The sequence below is a fragment of the Pseudorhodoferax soli genome, assembly GCF_003337555.1.
In the GTDB taxonomy this organism is placed as follows: Bacteria; Pseudomonadota; Gammaproteobacteria; order Burkholderiales; family Burkholderiaceae_C; genus Pseudorhodoferax; species Pseudorhodoferax soli.
This window is the reverse complement of the sequence record NZ_QPJK01000007.1, coordinates 313,854-329,832: the sequence shown is the minus strand read 5'-3', so window position 1 is coordinate 329,832 and position 15,979 is coordinate 313,854. Positions and strand designations below refer to the sequence as shown.

General features: G+C 68.7%; 15 protein-coding genes. 8 read left to right on the top strand and 7 right to left on the bottom strand.

Going from position 1 to position 15,979, the window contains the following annotated elements; all coding sequences use genetic code 11:
* Positions 1-22: 22 nt before the first annotated feature.
* The 8 genes from chvE (at position 23) to DES41_RS24575 (ending at position 10,474) form a co-directional block, all read left to right on the top strand.
* Positions 23-1,087: a multiple monosaccharide ABC transporter substrate-binding protein gene (gene chvE, locus DES41_RS24610; RefSeq protein ID WP_114470301.1), complete on the top strand. Its 1,065-nt coding sequence runs from the start codon at positions 23-25 to the stop codon at positions 1,085-1,087.
* Between the two features lie 13 nt (positions 1,088-1,100).
* Positions 1,101-2,648, top strand: coding sequence for a multiple monosaccharide ABC transporter ATP-binding protein (mmsA, locus tag DES41_RS24605; RefSeq protein WP_114470300.1), 1,548 nt, complete (start codon positions 1,101-1,103; stop codon positions 2,646-2,648).
* A complete protein-coding gene (gene mmsB / locus DES41_RS24600) occupies positions 2,645-3,868 on the top strand; it encodes a multiple monosaccharide ABC transporter permease (protein ID WP_114470299.1) in 1,224 nt (407 codons plus the stop codon). Before mmsA ends, mmsB begins: the two co-directional genes overlap by 4 nt.
* Positions 3,865-5,361 (top strand): sugar ABC transporter ATP-binding protein, encoded by a 1,497-nt coding sequence (locus DES41_RS24595; RefSeq protein ID WP_114470298.1) that lies wholly within the window; start codon positions 3,865-3,867, stop codon positions 5,359-5,361. The genes mmsB and DES41_RS24595 overlap by 4 nt, the downstream gene beginning before the upstream one ends.
* 415 nt (positions 5,362-5,776) lie before the next feature.
* Entirely contained in the window at positions 5,777-6,781 is a 1,005-nt protein-coding gene (locus tag DES41_RS24590) for an ABC transporter permease (protein WP_114470297.1), read from the top strand.
* Positions 6,778-7,785 carry a galactofuranose ABC transporter, permease protein YjfF gene (yjfF, locus tag DES41_RS24585; RefSeq protein WP_114470296.1) on the top strand — a complete coding sequence of 336 codons (1,008 nt, stop codon included), beginning with the start codon at positions 6,778-6,780 and terminating at the stop codon, positions 7,783-7,785. Before DES41_RS24590 ends, yjfF begins: the two co-directional genes overlap by 4 nt.
* Positions 7,786-7,792: 7 nt before the next feature.
* Entirely contained in the window at positions 7,793-9,532 is a 1,740-nt protein-coding gene (locus DES41_RS24580) for an IlvD/Edd family dehydratase (RefSeq protein WP_114470295.1), read from the top strand.
* A 21-nt stretch (positions 9,533-9,553) separates the two neighbouring features.
* Positions 9,554-10,474, top strand: a complete 921-nt coding sequence (locus DES41_RS24575) for a dihydrodipicolinate synthase family protein (RefSeq protein ID WP_114470294.1) — start codon at positions 9,554-9,556, stop codon at positions 10,472-10,474.
* A 9-nt stretch (positions 10,475-10,483) separates the two neighbouring features.
* On the opposite strand, the gene DES41_RS24570 is transcribed toward DES41_RS24575, so the two are convergent.
* Genes DES41_RS24570 through andAd form a run of 7 tightly spaced genes read right to left on the bottom strand, consistent with a single transcriptional unit; the run spans position 10,484 to position 15,979 of the window.
* On the bottom strand, positions 10,484-11,203 hold the full coding sequence (locus DES41_RS24570; protein ID WP_114470293.1) for an ABC transporter ATP-binding protein: 720 nt from the start codon (positions 11,201-11,203) through the stop codon (positions 10,484-10,486).
* Entirely contained in the window at positions 11,203-11,964 is a 762-nt protein-coding gene (locus tag DES41_RS24565) for an ABC transporter ATP-binding protein (RefSeq protein WP_114470292.1), read from the bottom strand. Before DES41_RS24565 ends, DES41_RS24570 begins: the two co-directional genes overlap by 1 nt.
* Positions 11,961-12,923 (bottom strand): branched-chain amino acid ABC transporter permease, encoded by a 963-nt coding sequence (locus tag DES41_RS24560; RefSeq protein WP_211333068.1) that lies wholly within the window; start codon positions 12,921-12,923, stop codon positions 11,961-11,963. Before DES41_RS24560 ends, DES41_RS24565 begins: the two co-directional genes overlap by 4 nt.
* 29 nt (positions 12,924-12,952) lie before the next feature.
* A complete protein-coding gene (locus DES41_RS24555; RefSeq protein ID WP_114470291.1) occupies positions 12,953-13,873 on the bottom strand; it encodes a branched-chain amino acid ABC transporter permease in 921 nt (306 codons plus the stop codon).
* A gap of 13 nt (positions 13,874-13,886) precedes the next feature.
* The gene (locus tag DES41_RS24550; RefSeq protein ID WP_114470290.1) at positions 13,887-15,080 is read right to left on the bottom strand and encodes an ABC transporter substrate-binding protein; all 1,194 of its coding nucleotides are present in this window, start codon (positions 15,078-15,080) and stop codon (positions 13,887-13,889) included.
* Positions 15,081-15,108: 28 nt separating this feature from the next.
* Positions 15,109-15,450 carry a non-heme iron oxygenase ferredoxin subunit gene (locus DES41_RS24545; protein WP_114470289.1) on the bottom strand — a complete coding sequence of 114 codons (342 nt, stop codon included), beginning with the start codon at positions 15,448-15,450 and terminating at the stop codon, positions 15,109-15,111.
* A 1-nt stretch (position 15,451) separates the two neighbouring features.
* Positions 15,452-15,979, bottom strand: a complete 528-nt coding sequence (gene andAd / locus DES41_RS24540) for an anthranilate 1,2-dioxygenase small subunit AndAd (RefSeq protein WP_114470288.1) — start codon at positions 15,977-15,979, stop codon at positions 15,452-15,454.

The window sequence follows — 15,979 nt, the reverse complement described above, 5'->3', positions numbered from 1 at the left end:
AACCGACAACAGGAGAATCTCCATGAAGCGCACTTTCCTCAAGACCCTCGCTGCCACCGCCGTCGTGCTGGCCCTGGCCCCCGGGGCGCAGGCCCAGGACAAAGGCATGGTGGGCATCTCGATGCCGACCAAGTCCTCGGCCCGCTGGATCGACGACGGCAACAACATGGTCAAGGTGCTGAAAGAGCGCGGCTACAAGACCGACCTGCAGTACGCCGACGACGACATCCCGAACCAGCTGGCGCAGATCGAGAACATGGTCACCAAGGGCGCCAAGGTGCTGGTGATCGCATCCATCGACGGCACCACGCTGTCCAAGGCGCTGCAGAACGCGGCCGACAAGGGCGTCAAGGTCATCGCCTACGACCGGCTGATCAAGGGCTCGAAGAACGTCGACTACTACGCCACCTTCGACAACTTCCAGGTGGGCGTGCTGCAGGCTTCCTCCATCGTCGACGCGCTGGGCCTCAAGCAAGGCAAGGGCCCCTTCAACATCGAGCTGTTCGGTGGTTCGCCGGACGACAACAACGCCTTCTTCTTCTACGACGGCGCGATGAGCGTGCTCAAGCCCTACATCGACAGCGGCAAACTGGTGGTGCGCAGCAAGCAGATGGGCATGGACAAGGTGGGCACGCTGCGCTGGGACGGCGCGGTGGCGCAGGCGCGCATGGACAACCTGCTGTCGGCCTTCTACGGCAATGCCAAGGTCGATGCCGTGCTGTCGCCCTACGACGGGCTGTCCATCGGCATCCTGTCCTCGCTCAAGGGCGTGGGCTACTGCACCAAGCAGACGCCGTGCCCCGTCGTGAGCGGGCAGGACGCCGAGGTGCAATCGGTCAAGTCCATTCTGCGCGGCGAGCAGTACTCCAGCATCTTCAAGGACACGCGCGAGCTGGCCAAGGTGGCGGCCAACATGGTGGACGCGGTGGTCTCGGGCAAGCAGCCCGAGGTCAACGACAGCAAGACCTACAACAACGGCGTGAAGGTCGTTCCGTCCTACCTGCTCAAGCCCGTCACCGTGGACAAGAGCAACTGGGAGCCCGTGCTGGTCGGCAGCGGCTACTACAAGGCCGCGCAGATCAAGTAAACGGCGAGATTTCATGCGCACGCTGCTGGAGATGCGGGCCATCCGCAAGACCTTCCCCGGCGTCGTGGCGCTGGACCGGGTCGACCTGAAGATCCGCGAGGGCGAGATCCACGCCCTGGTGGGCGAGAACGGCGCGGGCAAGTCCACGCTGATGAAGGTGCTGTCGGGCGTGTACCCGCACGGCGAGTACGAGGGCGAGATCGTCTACGACGGCCAGCCCCAGCGCTTCGGCGGCATCCACGACAGCGAGCGCGCCGGCATCATCATCATCCACCAGGAGCTGGCGCTGGTGCCGATGTTGTCGATTGCCGAGAACATCTTCCTGGGCAACGAGGTGGCCACGCGCGGCGTGATCGACTGGATCGCCGCGCACCAGCGCACGCAGGCGCTGCTGACCAAGGTGGGCCTGCGCGAATCGCCCGAGGCACCGGTCGGCAACCTGGGCATGGGCAAGCAGCAGCTGGTGGAGATCGCCAAGGCGCTGTCCAAGAAGGTGCGCCTGCTGATCCTCGACGAGCCCACGGCCAGCCTCAACGAGAACGACAGCGCGGCGCTGCTCGACTTGTTGATCGGCCTGCGCGCACAGGGCATCACCTGCATCCTGATCTCGCACAAGCTCAACGAAATCGCGCGCGTGGCCGATTCGGTCACCATCCTGCGCGACGGCAGCAGCGTGGAGACGATCGACTGCCAGGGCGCGCCGGTCAGCGAAGACCGCGTGATCCGCGGCATGGTGGGCCGCGCGATGGCCGACCGTTATCCGCCACGCACGCCCAAGATCGGCGCCGTGGGTTTCGAGGTGCGCGGCTGGTCGGCCCGGCATCCCGAGCAAGCCGACCGCGACTTCCTGCGTGGCCTCAACCTGAACGTGCGCCATGGCGAGGTGGTCGGCATCGCCGGCCTGATGGGCTCGGGCCGCACCGAGTTCGCCATGAGCGTGTTCGGCCGCAGCTGGGGCCGGCAGATCCAGGGCCAGGTGCTGCTGGACGGCGCGCCGGTCGATGTGTCCAGCGTCGGCAAGGCCATCGCGCACGGCCTGGCCTACGTCACCGAGGACCGCAAGGGCGCCGGCCTGGTGCTGGACGAGAGCATCCAGTTCAACACCTCGCTGGCCAACCTGCGCGGCGTCTCGCGCGGCGGCGTGATCTCCAGCGAGCAGGAACACGCGGTGGCCGAGCGCTACCGCAAGTCGATGCGCATCCGCACGCCCAACGTGCAGCAGAAGACGCTGAACCTTTCGGGCGGCAACCAGCAGAAGGTGGTGCTGGGCAAGTGGCTGTTCACCGAGCCCAAGGTGCTGATCCTGGACGAGCCCACGCGCGGCATCGACGTGGGGGCCAAGTACGAGATCTACGCGCTGATCGCCGAACTGGCATCGCAGGGCCGCTGCGTGGTCGTGATCTCGTCCGAGATGCCCGAACTTCTCGGCATCTCCGACCGCATCTACGTGATGAACGAGGGCCGCTTCGTGGCCGAGATGGCCACGGCCGAGGCCTCGCAGGAACGCATCATGGCCGCGATCCTGAAGGCCCATGCCCCACAACAAGAAGCCTTGACATGACAGAAGAGACATTGCCCGCGCGCGCAGCGCCAGCCGCCGCCACGCCTTCCATCGGCAGCTACCTGCGCCACAACTTCCGCGAATACGGCATGTTGTTGAGCCTCGTGGCGATCATGGTGTTCTTCCAGGTCATGACCGACGGCACGCTGATGCAGCCGCTGAACCTGACCAACCTGGTGCTGCAGAACAGCTACATCGTCATCATGGCGCTGGGCATGCTGCTGGTCATCGTGGCCGGCCACATCGACCTGTCGGTGGGCTCGGTCTGCGGCTTCGTCGGTGCCGTGGCGGCCGTGCTGATGGTGCAGTACGACTGGCCAGTGCTGCCGGCCGCGCTGGCCTGCCTGGTGGTCGGTGGGCTGATCGGCGCGGCGCAGGGCTGGTTCGTGGCCTATGCGCGCATTCCGTCCTTCATCGTCACGCTGGCCGGCATGCTGGTGTTCAAGGGGCTGGCACTGGCGGTGCTGGCCGGGCAGTCGGTGGGGCCGTTTCCCGAAGTCTTCCAGGGCCTGAGCTCGGGCTTCATTCCCGACCCGTTCGCCGCGCCGCCGACGCCGGGTCAGCAGAATCTGCGTCCGTTCACGCTGCTGCTGGGCATTGGCGCCGCACTGCTGTTCGCGTGGACGGGCTGGCGTGCACGCCAACGCCAGCGGGCGCACGGCATCACCAGCGAGCCGGGTGGCTTCTTCGTGGCGAAGACCGTGGTGTTCGCGGCGATCCTGATCGGCTTCTCGTGGCTGCTGGCCTCGTACCGCGGCCTGCCCAATGTGCTGGTGGTGATGGCCTTGCTGATCCTGCTGTTCGACTTCGTCACGCGGCGCACCACCATCGGCCGGCGCGTCTACGCACTGGGCGGCAACGAGAAGGCCGCGCGGCTGTCTGGCATCGACACCAGGCGGCTGTCGTTCCTCACCTTCGTGAACATGGGCGTGCTGGCCGCGCTGGCCGGCCTGGTGTTCGCGGCGCGGCTCAACACCGCCACGCCCAAGGCCGGCCTGGGCTTCGAGCTCGACGTGATCGCGGCCTGCTTCATCGGCGGCGCGTCGGCCTCGGGCGGGGTCGGCAAGGTCATGGGCGCGGTGATCGGCGCCTTCATCATGGGCGTGATGAACAACGGCATGTCCATCCTGGGCATCGGCATCGACTACCAGCAGGTCATCAAGGGGCTGGTGCTGCTGGCGGCGGTGTTCATCGACGTTTATCACAAGAACAAGGCATGAATCCGGTACTTGAGCTGTCCGGCATCACGAAGCGCTTCGGTGACATCGAGGTGCTGCGCGACGTGCAGTTGCGCCTGTACCCCGGCGAGATCCACGCACTGATGGGCCAGAACGGCGCCGGCAAGTCCACGCTGATCAAGGTGCTGACGGGCGTGTTCCCGGCCAGCGCGGGCGAGATCCGGCTGGGCGGCGAACTGGTGCGGCCCGACTCGCCGATCGCGGCGCAGCGGCTGGGCATCAGCACGGTCTACCAGGAGGTGAACCTGTGCCCCAACCTCTCGGTGGCGGAGAACATGTTCGCCGGGCGTTATCCGAAGCGCGGCCTGCGCATCGACTGGAAGGCCGTGCACGCCCAGGCGCGCGAGCTGCTGGCACGCATCGGCCTGTCCATCGACGTGACGCGCCTGTTGTCGAGCTACCCCGTGGCGGTGCAGCAGATGGTGGCCATCGGGCGCGCGCTGGGTGTCGAAGCCCGCGTGCTGATCCTCGACGAGCCCACTTCCAGCCTGGACGACGACGAGGTGCGCAAGCTGTTCACCGTGCTGCGCAAGCTGCGCGACGAGGGCCTGGCCATCGTCTTCGTCACGCACTTCATGAACCAGGTCTACGCGGTGTCCGACCGCATCACGGTGTTGCGCAACGGCGGATGGGTGGGCGAGTGGCCGGTGGCCGAGCTGCCGGCGCCCGCGCTGATCGCGGCCATGCTGGGGCGTGAACTTGCTGCGGCCCAGGCGCGCACGGTGCCGACGCAGGTCACGGAGGCCGGTGCCGTGCCGCTGCTGCGCGCTGAGGGACTGGGCCAGGCGGCGCAGCTGCAGCCCATCGACCTGCAGGTGCGCGCCGGCGAGGTCGTGGGCCTGGCCGGCCTGCTGGGCGCAGGCCGCACCGAACTCGCGCGCCTGCTGTTCGGGCTGGAAATGCCCGACCGCGGCACGCTGTCCATCGACGGCAACGCCGTGCGCTTCGCCAGCCCTTCGGACGCGATCGCCGCCGGCCTGGCCCTGTGCCCGGAGGAGCGCAAGACCGACGGCATCGTCGCCGAGCTGTCGGTGCGCGAGAACATCGCGCTGGCGCTGCAGGCGCGCATGGGCGTGGGCAAGTTTTTGTCGCATGCCGAGCAGACGCGGCTGGCCGAGCGCTTCGTCGCTCAGTTGGGCATCAAGACGGCCAGCGTGGAGACACCTATAGGCCTGCTCTCAGGCGGCAACCAGCAGAAGGCCGTGATCGCACGCTGGCTGGCCACGGCGCCCCGACTGCTCATCTTGGACGAGCCCACGCGCGGCATCGACGTGGCGGCCAAGCAGGAAATCATGGAGCAGATCCTGCAGCTGGCCGAGGCCGGCATGGCGGTGGTCTTCATCTCGTCGGAGATCAGCGAGGTGGTGCGCGTGGCGCACCGCATCGTGGTGCTGCGGGATCGGCGCAAGGTGGGGGAGCTGCCGGCGGGCAGCACGGAGGACGATGTGTACGAGATGATTGCGGCGGCTGTATGACCCATGTTCAGTGCGCGCGTTTGGGGGTGGACCACGCGTTGGTGCGGGACCGCGCCGACGGTGTACTCCACTCCGCGAATGTCCCCCGGCCTTGCCCGCCTTGCCGGCCTGGGGCCGTCAAGGCGGGCAAGGCCTCCTCCTTTATTTCGCTGCGTGGAGCACACCATCGTCGTGGTCTGGCAGCGTCGCGTTGCATCCGTCAGCACGACGCGACGTGTCCAAGGTCGAGGGTACTGGGTGGCCCCTGCAGCGAAATAAAGGAGGAGCCTGGGCCGCCTGCGGCCCTGGCGGGGGACATTCGCGGAAGGGGCCACCCGGTGGCCTCGGCCCGCGCGCGACCCAGTGACAGCGCACAGCCCAGTCACCGCGCGCAAGCAAGCGCCAAGCGTTGGGGGTGCACGACATGAGCCGCTGGATGCAACACCGCCTGGTCTGGCCCCTGGTCACCCTGGCCATCCTGCTCATCGTCAACGCCGCCTTCAACCCCGGCTTCCTGCGCATCGAATGGCGCGAGGGCCATCTGTACGGCAGCCTGATCGACATCTCGAACCGCGCGGCCCCGCTCATCCTGGTCTCGCTGGGCATGACGCTGGTGATCGCCACCCGCGGCATCGACATCTCGATGGGCGCCGTGGTGGCCATCAGCGCGGCGGTCGCGGCCTGGGCCATCGGCGGCAACGTGGATGGCACGGCCCGCTTCGGCCTGCCGCTGGCCATCGTGGCGGCCCTGGGCGTGGCGCTGGTCTGCGGGGTGTGGAACGGCGTGCTGGTGGCCGGCGTGGGCATGCAGCCCATCATCGCCACGCTGATCCTCATGGTGGCCGGCCGCGGCATTGCGCAGCTGATCACCGACGGGCAGATCCTCACGGTCTACCACAAGCCATTTTTCTTCCTGGGCGGCGGCTACCTGCTGGGCCTGCCGTTCTCGGTGTTCGTGGTGGCGGCGGTGTTCGCACTGCTGTACCTGGCCGCCACGCGCAGCGCACTCGGCTTGTTCATCCAGTCGGTGGGCATCAACCCCACCGCGGCCCGTGTGGCCGGGGTGCAGGCGAAGCGGCTGGTGCTGGGCGCCTACGCGGTGTGCGGCCTGTGCGCCGGCATGGCAGGCCTGTTGATCAGCTCCAACATCAAGAGCGCCGACGCCAACAACGCGGGCCAGCTCCTGGAACTCGATGCGATCCTCGCCGTCACTTTGGGTGGCACTCTGCTGACCGGCGGGCGCTTCAGCCTGGTCGGCAGCGTGATCGGCGCGCTGATCATCCAGACGCTGACCTACGCCATCTACTCGCTGGGCGTGCCGCCCGAGATCAACCTCGTTGTCAAGGCCGTCGTGGTGTTCGCCGTGATGCTGTTGCAGTCGGCCGAGTTCCGCAGCGCGCTGCGCGTGCTGGCCGTGCGGCCGGCGGGGGGCCTGCAATGAGCAGCGTGCCCGCACCGCCCCTGGCGCCCACACCTGGCGCGCCGCGCCTGGACCCGAAGTATCTTCCGCTGGCCGCCACCGTCTCGCTGTTCGTCGCCGTGGCCACGCTGGGCGGCCTGCGCTACGACGGCTTCTTCTCGGCGCAGGTGTTCCTGAACCTGCTGATCGACAACGCCTTCGTGCTGGTGGTGGCCATCGGCATGAGCTTCGTGATCCTCACGGGCGGCATCGACCTGTCGGTGGGCTCGGTCATCGCGCTGACCACCATGGTCTCGGCATCGCTGGTCGAGCGCCACGGCTGGAGCCCGCTCGCCACCATCCCCTTGGTGCTGGTGATGGGCACCTTGTTCGGCGGCTTCATGGGGCTGCTGATCGAGCGCTTCCGGCTGCAGCCCTTCATCGTCACGCTCGCCGGCATGTTCCTCGCGCGCGGGCTGTGCTACCTGATCAGCATCGATTCGATCAGCATCACCAACGAAGCCTATTCCGAGCTGGCGCAGATCCGCATCCCGCTGCCGGGCGAGACCTCGCTGTCGCTGTCGGCGGTGATCGCGCTGGTGGTGCTGGCGCTGGCCATCTATGTGGCGCACTGGACGCCGTTCGGCCGCACCGTCTACGCCATCGGCGGCAACGAGCAGTCGGCCCGGCTCATGGGGCTGCCGGTGCGTCGCACCCTCGTGGGCGTGTACGCGCTGTCGGGGCTGTGCTCGGCGCTGGCCGGCGTGCTGTTCACGTTCTACATGCTGTCGGGCTACGGCCTGCACGCGCTGGGCCTGGAGCTCGATGCGATCGCCGCGGTCGTCATCGGCGGCACGCTGCTGTCGGGCGGCGTGGGCTACCTGGCCGGCACGCTGTTCGGCGTGCTGATGCTGGGGATCATCCAGACGCTGATTTCCTTCGACGGCACGCTGAGCTCGTGGTGGACGCGCATCGTCGTGGGCGCGCTGCTGTTTGTCTTCTGCATCCTGCAGCGCTTTATCACGGCGCGCGGCCCCAACCGGTGACCTCTCCATGACCCAGAAGAAACTCCGCTCCGCCGCCTGGTTCGGCACGGCCGACAAGAACGGCTTCATGTACCGCAGCTGGATGAAGAACCAAGGCATCCCCGACCACGAGTTCGACGGCCGGCCCATCGTCGGCATCTGCAACACCTGGTCGGAGCTGACGCCCTGCAACGCGCACTTCCGCAAGATCGCCGAGCACGTCAAGCGCGGCATCTCGGAGGCGGGCGGCTTCCCGGTGGAGTTCCCCGTGTTCTCCAACGGCGAATCGAACCTGCGGCCGACCGCCATGCTCACGCGCAACCTGGCCAGCATGGACGTGGAGGAGGCCATCCGCGGCAACCCCATCGATTCCGTGGTGCTGCTGACCGGCTGCGACAAGACCACGCCCGCTCTGCTGATGGGCGCGGCCAGCTGCGACATCCCGGCCATCGTGGTCACGGGCGGGCCGATGCTCAACGGCAAGCTGGAGGGTCGCAACATCGGCTCTGGCACGGCCGTGTGGCAGCTGCACGAATCCTTGAAAGCGGGCGAGATCAACCTGCACCAGTTCCTGGCGGCCGAGGGCGGGATGTCGCGCTCGGCCGGCACCTGCAACACCATGGGCACGGCCTCTACCATGGCCTGCATGGCCGAGGCGCTGGGCACCTCGCTGCCGCACAACGCAGCGATCCCGGCGGTGGATGCCCGGCGCTACGTGCTGGCGCAGATGTCGGGCGCACGCGCCGTGGCCATGGCGCGCGAGGGCCTCAGCCTGTCCAAGATCCTCACGCGCCAGGCCTTCGAGAACGCGATCCGCGTGAACGCGGCCATCGGTGGATCGACCAACGCGGTGATCCACCTGAAGGCCATCGCGGGCCGCATCGGCGTGCCGCTGGAGCTGGAAGACTGGACACGCATCGGCGCCGGCACCCCCACGCTGGTCGACCTGATGCCCTCGGGCCGCTTCCTGATGGAGGAGTTCTACTACGCGGGCGGCCTGCCGGCCGTGCTGCGCCGCCTGGGCGAGCATGGCCTGTTGCCGCACCCCGAAGCGCTGACCGTGAACGGCCACACGCTGTGGGACAACGTGAAGGATGCGCCGAGCTACGACGACGAGGTGATTCGCCCGCTCGACAAGCCGCTGCTGCCCGACGGCGGCATGCGCATCCTGCGCGGCAACCTGGCGCCGCGCGGCGCCGTGCTCAAGCCCTCGGCCGCTACTCCGGCGTTGCTGCAGCACCGCGGCCGCGCCGTGGTGTTCGAGAACCTGGAGCACTACAAGGAGCGCATCGTCGACGAGGCACTGGAGGTGGATGCCGACTCGGTGCTGGTGCTCAAGAACTGCGGCCCCCGCGGCTACCCGGGCATGGCCGAGGTCGGCAACATGGGCCTGCCGCCCAAGCTGCTGCGCCAGGGCGTGAAGGACATGGTGCGCATCTCGGATGCGCGCATGAGCGGCACGGCCTACGGCACCGTCGTGCTGCACGTGGCGCCCGAAGCCGGCGCGGGCGGCCCATTGCTGGCCGTGCAAGACGGCGACTGGATCGAGCTGGACTGCGCCGGCGGTCGGCTGCACCTGGACATCTCGGACGAAGAACTCGCACGCCGCCTGGCCGAGCGCGCCGCGCAGGCGGCGCTAGAGGCCCAGCCCGCGCGCGGCGGCTACCAGGGCCTGTACGTGCAGCACGTGCTGCAGGCCGACGAGGGCTGCGACTTCGACTTCCTGGTCGGCTGCCGCGGCGCCGACGTGCCACGCCATTCGCATTGATCCATTGAACAGGGCCACCCCATGACCGCACCCCGCTACCAAGGCGTCTTCCCCGTCGTCCCCACCACCTTCCGCGAAGATGGCAGCCTGGACCTCGCCAGCCAGAAGCGCTGCGTCGACTTCATGATCGACGCGGGCTCGCACGGCCTCGCCATCCTGGCCAACTTCTCCGAGCAGTTCCTGATCGCCGACGACGAGCGCGAGCTGCTCACGCGTACGGTGCTGGAACACGTGGCCGGCCGCGTGCCGGTGATCGTGACCACCACGCACTTCTCCACCAAGGTCTGCGCCGAGCGCAGCCGCCGCGCGCAGGACATGGGCGCGGCCATGGTCATGGTGATGCCGCCCTACCACGGCGCCACCTTCCGCGTAGGCGAGCCGCAGGTCCACGCGTTCTACGCCGGCGTGTCCGACGCCATCTCCATTCCCATCATGGTGCAGGACGCACCGGCCGCCGGCACCCCGATGTCGGCCGCCTTCCTCGCGCGCATGGCGCAGGAGATCGAGCACCTGAGCTACTTCAAGATCGAGACCGCGGGCGCCGCCAGCAAGCTGCGCGAGCTGATCCGCCTGGGCGGCGACGCCATCGAAGGCCCGTGGGACGGCGAGGAAGCCATCACGCTGATCCCCGATCTGGACGCTGGCGCCACCGGCGCGATGACGGGCGGCGGCTACCCCGACGGCATCCGCCAGATCATGGACCCGTATGTCGCCGGCAAGCGCGACGAGGCCATCGCGCAGTACACGCGCTGGCTGCCGCTGATCAACTACGAGAACCGGCAGGCCGGCTTCCTGGCGGCCAAGGCGCTGATGCTGGAAGGCGGCGTGATCGATTGCGACCTGCCACGCAGCCCCTGGCCTGCCATGCACCCCGAGGTGCGCAAGGGCCTGCTGGAGACGGCCCGGCGGCTCGACCCGCTGGTGCTGCGCTGGGGGCGCTGAGGCGCTGCGTCACACGCCGAGGTAGCGCGCCCACACGCCGCGGTCGCCATCCAGCGCCGCGGAGCTGCCCTGCCAGACCACGCGCCCGCGCTCCAGCACCACATGGTGGTCGGCCAGCGCCAGCAGGCGGTCGATGTACTTGTCGACCACCAGCGTGGTCTGCCCGTTGGCCTTGAGCTGGGCCAGGCAGCGCCAGATTTCCTCGCGGATGACGGGCGCCAGGCCCTCGGTGGCTTCGTCCAGGATCAGAAGCCGCGGGTTGGTCGACAGCGCGCGTGCGATGGCCAGCATCTGCTGCTCGCCGCCCGAGAGCTGGTTGCCCATGTTGTTCTCCCGCTCCTTCAGGCGCGGGAACAGCGCATAGAGCCGGGCCAGATCCCAGCCGCCGCGCTGCCCGTTGCGCTGGTCGGCGAAGGCCAGCAGGTGCTCGCGCACCGTGAGGTTGGGAAAGCACTGCCGGCCCTCGGGCACGATGGCCACGCCCAGCCGCGCGATGGCGTCGGGCCGCAGGCCTGCCAGCGCCTGGCCGCCGAAGCGCACGCTGCCGCCGCGCAGCGCGAGCGCGCCGATCAGCGTCTTGATGGTCGTGCTCTTGCCCATGCCGTTGCGGCCGAGCAGGGTGATCACCTGGCCGGCCGGGATGTCGAGGTCCACGCCGAAGAGCACCTGGCTGGCGCCATAGCCGGCCTGCAGTTGCCGCGCCTGCAGCAGCGGTTCAGGGGCGGCCATCAGGCGGGTGCTCCCGTGGTGTCTTCGGTGCCCAGGTAGACGGCCTGCACCTGCGGGTTGCCGCGGATCGCCTCGACACTGCCCGAGACCAGGACCTTGCCGTAGACCAGCACCGAGATGCGGTCGGCGAGTGCGAACACGGCCTTCATGTCGTGCTCGATCAAGAGGATCGCCATGTCGCGCTTGAGTGTGTGGATCAATTCGGTCATGCGCTCGGAGTCCTCGGGGCCCATGCCGGCCATGGGTTCGTCGAGCAGCAGCAGCTTGGGATTGGCGGCCAGGGCCAGCGCCACATCGAGCTTGCGCTGGGCGCCGTGCGGCAGCGTGCCGGCCACGCGGTGCTGCTCGGCCGCCAGGCCCACGCGCTCGGCCAGCGCCTGCGCGGTGTCGGCGAGCGGGCGCTCATGCCGGCGGTCGCGCAGCATGCCGAAGCTGGAGCCGGCATGGGCCTGCGCGGCCAGCAGCAGGTTGTCGCGCACGGTGGCCTCGCGGAAGATGCTGGTGATCTGGAAGCAGCGCGACAGGCCGGCGCGCACGCGGTCGTGCATGGGCAATCGGGTGAGGTCCTGGCCATCGAGCAGCACGCGGCCGGCATCGGCCGCGAACAGGCCCGAGATCAGGTTCACGAGCGTGGACTTGCCGGCCCCGTTGGGACCGATCAGCGCGTGGATCTCGCCGGCGTCCACGCCCAGGTTCACGTGGTCCGTGGCCAGCAGCGCGCCGAACCGCTTGACCAGTCCTTCGACCTGGAACAGGCTCATGGCAATGCCTCCCGTGGGTGCAGCGCTGCGGCCTTGGGCTGGCGCCGCTCCAGCAGGCTGGCCAGCCCCTTCGGCGCCAGGAACACGATGGCGATCAACAACACGCCCAGCGGCAGGTGCCAGTACTCGGTGTGCAGCTTGACCACCTCTTCGAGCCCGATCCACACCGCAGCGCCCACCGGCCCGCCCCAGCGCCGGCCGACACCGCCGATGACGACCATCACGACCAGCGTGGCCGATTGTGTCCAGTGCATGATCTGCGGGCTCACGAAGCTGTTGTGCGAGACCAGCAGCGCGCCCGCCAGGCCTGCGAGCGCGCCGGCCAGCGCGAAGGCCGCCAGCCGCAGCCGGAACACCGGGAAGCCCATGGCCTGCATGCGCGTCTCGTTGTCGCGGATGCCCATCAGCGCATGGCCGAAGCGCGAGGTGGTGGCACGGTTCAGCAGCAGCATGACCGCCACGCACAGCGCCAGCACCACCCAGTAGAAGGTGGGCTCGTGCGTGCTGTCCAGGCCGAGGCCGAACTGCGGGCGCTCCATGAGGTTGTAGCCGTCGTCGCCGCCGTAGGCCCGCAGCGCCACCGCCACGAAGTACAGCATCTGCGCGAAGGCCAGCGTGATCATGATGAAGTACACGCCGCGCGTGCGCAGCGCCACCAGGCCGATCAGCGCGGCGGCGCCACCGGCCACCCCCATCGCGGCCGGCCACATCAGCCAGGCGGAGGTCTGGCCCGCATCGGCCAGCGCCACCAGCGTGTAGGCGCCCACGCCCACGAAGCCCATGTGGCCCAGCGCCACCAGGCCGCCGTAGCCCAGGATGAAGTTCAGGCTGGCCGCGGCCAGCGCGAAGACGAGCGCGCGGCGCACGAAGTTGATGTAGTAGTCCAGCCCCAGCAGGGGGGCCAGCAGCGGGAAGACCGCGAGCAGGGCGAACGCGGCCCAGGGCAGCCAGCGTTGCATCGGGGAAGGCGAGGAATGCATGGCGGCGTTCATCCCCGTGCGGGAAACAGGCCGGTCGGCTTGAAGGCCAGCACGCCGGCCATCAGCGCGTAGGTGGCCAGGCCGGCGATCAGCGGCGCCAGGTCGGAGACCAGCGTGGGCGGCAGCACGCTGCGCAGCGCCATCGGCACGAAGGCGCGGCCGATGGTGTCCACCAGCCCGACCAGCATGGCCGCCACGAAGGCGCCACGCACCGAGCCGATGCCACCGATGACCAGCACCACGAGCGAGGGGATCAGGATCTCCTCGCCCATGCCGACCTGCACGGCCGTGAGCGGGCCCATCAGCGCGCCCGCCAGCGCCGCGAGGGCTGCGCCGAGCAGGAAGACGAGTGAGAACACGCGGTCCACGCGCACGCCCATCCACTCGGCCATGGCGCGGTTCGAGGCGCCGGCGCGCACCAGCATGCCCACGCGCGTGTGGTTCACCAGCAGGTACAGCCCCAGCGCCACCAGCACGCCCGCCGCGATGATCACGAAGCGGTAGGCCGGGTAGGGCAGGCCCGGGATCAGCTCGATGGGGCCGGCCAGCGCCGCCGGTGCCGAGGCCATGATGGGCGAAGGCCCCCAGGCCATCTTCACGAGGTCGTCGGCAATCAGGATGATGCCGAAGGTGGCCAGCACCTGCGACAGGTGGTCGCGCCCGTAGAGCCGGCGCACCAGCAGGGCCTCGAGCGCGAGCGCCACCAGCACGGTCACCGCCAGCGCCGCGAGCAGTGCGCCGATGAAGGAGCCGGTCAGCGTGTGCACGCTGGCCGCCACGTAGGCCCCGCCCATGAAAAGCGAGCCGTGCGCCAGGTTCATGACGTCCATGATGCCGAACACCAGCGTGAGGCCGGCGGCCAGCAGGAACAGCATCAGGCCGTAGCCGATGCCGTTGAGCATCTGTTCGATGAAGAGCGTGGTCGTCATGCGGCGCGCGCGTTCACTTCATCTTGCAGAGCTGGTGGTAGGCGTCCTGGTAGCCCTTCAATGGCGTGGACAGCGTCTTGTTCGTGATGTTGCCCTCGGCGTCCTTGCCGATCACGCGCAGGTAGTAGTCCTGGACCGGGAAGTTGTTGTTGCCGTACTTGAACGGCCCGCGGATCGATTGGAAGTTGGCGGCCTTGAGGGCCTTGAGCACGGCGGCCCGGTCTTTCACGTTGCCCTTGGTGTCGCGCGCGGCGGCGTCCATGGCCATCACGGCGTCGTAGGCCTGGGCGGCATAGAAGGTCGGGTAGCGTTTGTAGGCCTTGCGGAACTCGGCGACGAACTTCTGGTTGGCCGGGTTCGGCACGTCGTGCGAGTACTGCGAGGTGGAGAACAGGCCCAGCATGGGCTCGCCGACGGCGGCGATGGTGTCCTCGTCGGCCGAGGCCGGGCCGGTCACGAGCTGGATGTCGCGCGACAGGCCGGCCGCCACGAACTGCTTGATGAAGTTGATGCCCATGGCGCCGGGCAGGAAGAAGTACACGGCCTGCGGCTTGGCCGCGCGGATCTGCGCGAGCTCGGCCGCGTAGTCGAGCTGGCCAACCTTGGTGTAGACCTCGGCCACCACCTCGCCCTTGTACAAGCGCTTGTAGCCGGTCAGGTGGTCGCGGCCCGCGGGGTAGTTGGGCGCGACGATGAACGAGCTCTTCAGACCCTTGTCGGTGGCCCACTGGCCGGCGGCCTCGTCCCAGGTGTCGTTCTGGTAGCTCTGGCCGAAGAAGTAGGGGTTGCACTGCGCGCCGGCGTACTGGCTGGGGCCGGGGTTGCTGGTGATGAAGGGCACCTTGGCCGCGAACAGGGCCGGGCCCACGGCCAGCGCCACGTTCGATGGCGTGGGGCCGGTGAAAAAGTCGATCTTGTTCTGCTGGATGAAGCGGTCGACCACCTGCTTGGCCTGGTCGGGGCTGCCAGCCGTGTCGGCCTGCAGGAACTCGGCCGGGTAGCCGCCGAGCTTGCCGTCCAAGAGCTTGATGGCCAGGTTGATGGCGTCGCGCGTCTCGGCACCGCCGGCCGCGAACGGGCCCGAGATGTCCAGCGCCAGGCCGACCTTGATCGGGTCGGCGGCCAGGGCCGGCGCGGCGGCCGCGAGCGCCAGCGTGAGGAACAGGCCGGTGTGGCGCAGGGTGGCAAGGCGAATCGGTGCGGGCATGGGAACTCCGTGGGATGGACAGATCGGATCAGGGGAGAAGCGGCGTGGCGACTTCGACGCGGCCGTCGCGCACGCGCACCGGATAGCTGCGCACGGCCTCGGTCACCGGGCCGCCGCAGGCCGCGCCGGTGCAGATGTCGAACAGGCCCTGGTGCAGCGGGCATTCGATGCGGCCGTTCTCGACGTAGCCGTCCGACAGCCGGGCGTTGCCGTGCGTGCACAGGTCGTGCAGCGCATGCAGCGACTCCCCTTGCCTGAACATAGCAATCGGCATGCCACCAGCCACGACGGGCCACACCGCGCCGTCCGGGAAGTCATCGGGCTCGCCCACGTCGGTCCAGGCCGCAGGCTGCAGGATGGTGGTGTCCATGTCAGATGGGGGTTGCCAGGAGGGTGATGACGCGCGAGGTGTCGTAGATGACCCGGCGCTCGGCGTAGCGCCAGCCTTGCGGCGTGCGCACGATGCGGTCGAGGTAGCGGCCGGCCTGGTAGACGAAGCTCTCGCCGTTGGTGCGCGTTTGCACCACCACGTAGTTCGACTCGGCGTGCACGCTGCCATCGGCCTGCGGTGCCAGCACCAGCCCGCCCGTCATGTGGCGGCAGCTGTGGTCCTCGTAGATGCTGGCGTGGCGCAGCGATACGACGCGGTCGCGCAGCATGCGCTGGTTGTTGCAGTGGATGAGGCCGATGGGCAGGCCCAGGTCGGCGTTTTCCTTGGGCACGATCTCGTACAGGCAGTCCTCGGTGAACAGCGTGGCCCATTCCTCCAGCCGGTCGTTGTCCAGCGCGGCGCAGTAGCGCTCGTGCAGCTGGTGGATCTCGAACCAGAGCAGCAGGCTGTCGATGGTGGCCGGCGCGTCAGATGTGGTGGCCGGGCGTTCTGCAAGCGTCGTCGTCAT

Excerpts from the sequence above, each read along its gene's own strand:
- andAd (WP_114470288.1), bottom strand. The coding sequence starts at position 15,979 with ATGACGACGACGCTTGCAGAACGCCCGGCCACCACATCTGACGCGCCG.
- DES41_RS24545 (WP_114470289.1), bottom strand. The coding sequence starts at position 15,450 with ATGGACACCACCATCCTGCAGCCTGCGGCCTGGACCGACGTGGGCGAG.
- yjfF (WP_114470296.1), top strand. The coding sequence starts at position 6,778 with ATGAGCAGCGTGCCCGCACCGCCCCTGGCGCCCACACCTGGCGCGCCG.
- DES41_RS24565 (WP_114470292.1), bottom strand. The coding sequence starts at position 11,964 with ATGAGCCTGTTCCAGGTCGAAGGACTGGTCAAGCGGTTCGGCGCGCTG.
- DES41_RS24550 (WP_114470290.1), bottom strand. The coding sequence starts at position 15,080 with ATGCCCGCACCGATTCGCCTTGCCACCCTGCGCCACACCGGCCTGTTC.
- mmsA (WP_114470300.1), top strand. The coding sequence starts at position 1,101 with ATGCGCACGCTGCTGGAGATGCGGGCCATCCGCAAGACCTTCCCCGGC.
- chvE (WP_114470301.1), top strand. The coding sequence starts at position 23 with ATGAAGCGCACTTTCCTCAAGACCCTCGCTGCCACCGCCGTCGTGCTG.
- mmsB (WP_114470299.1), top strand. The coding sequence starts at position 2,645 with ATGACAGAAGAGACATTGCCCGCGCGCGCAGCGCCAGCCGCCGCCACG.
- DES41_RS24575 (WP_114470294.1), top strand. The coding sequence starts at position 9,554 with ATGACCGCACCCCGCTACCAAGGCGTCTTCCCCGTCGTCCCCACCACC.
- DES41_RS24580 (WP_114470295.1), top strand. The coding sequence starts at position 7,793 with ATGACCCAGAAGAAACTCCGCTCCGCCGCCTGGTTCGGCACGGCCGAC.
- DES41_RS24560 (WP_211333068.1), bottom strand. The coding sequence starts at position 12,923 with ATGCAACGCTGGCTGCCCTGGGCCGCGTTCGCCCTGCTCGCGGTCTTC.
- DES41_RS24595 (WP_114470298.1), top strand. The coding sequence starts at position 3,865 with ATGAATCCGGTACTTGAGCTGTCCGGCATCACGAAGCGCTTCGGTGAC.
- DES41_RS24555 (WP_114470291.1), bottom strand. The coding sequence starts at position 13,873 with ATGACGACCACGCTCTTCATCGAACAGATGCTCAACGGCATCGGCTAC.
- DES41_RS24570 (WP_114470293.1), bottom strand. The coding sequence starts at position 11,203 with ATGGCCGCCCCTGAACCGCTGCTGCAGGCGCGGCAACTGCAGGCCGGC.
- DES41_RS24590 (WP_114470297.1), top strand. The coding sequence starts at position 5,777 with ATGCAACACCGCCTGGTCTGGCCCCTGGTCACCCTGGCCATCCTGCTC.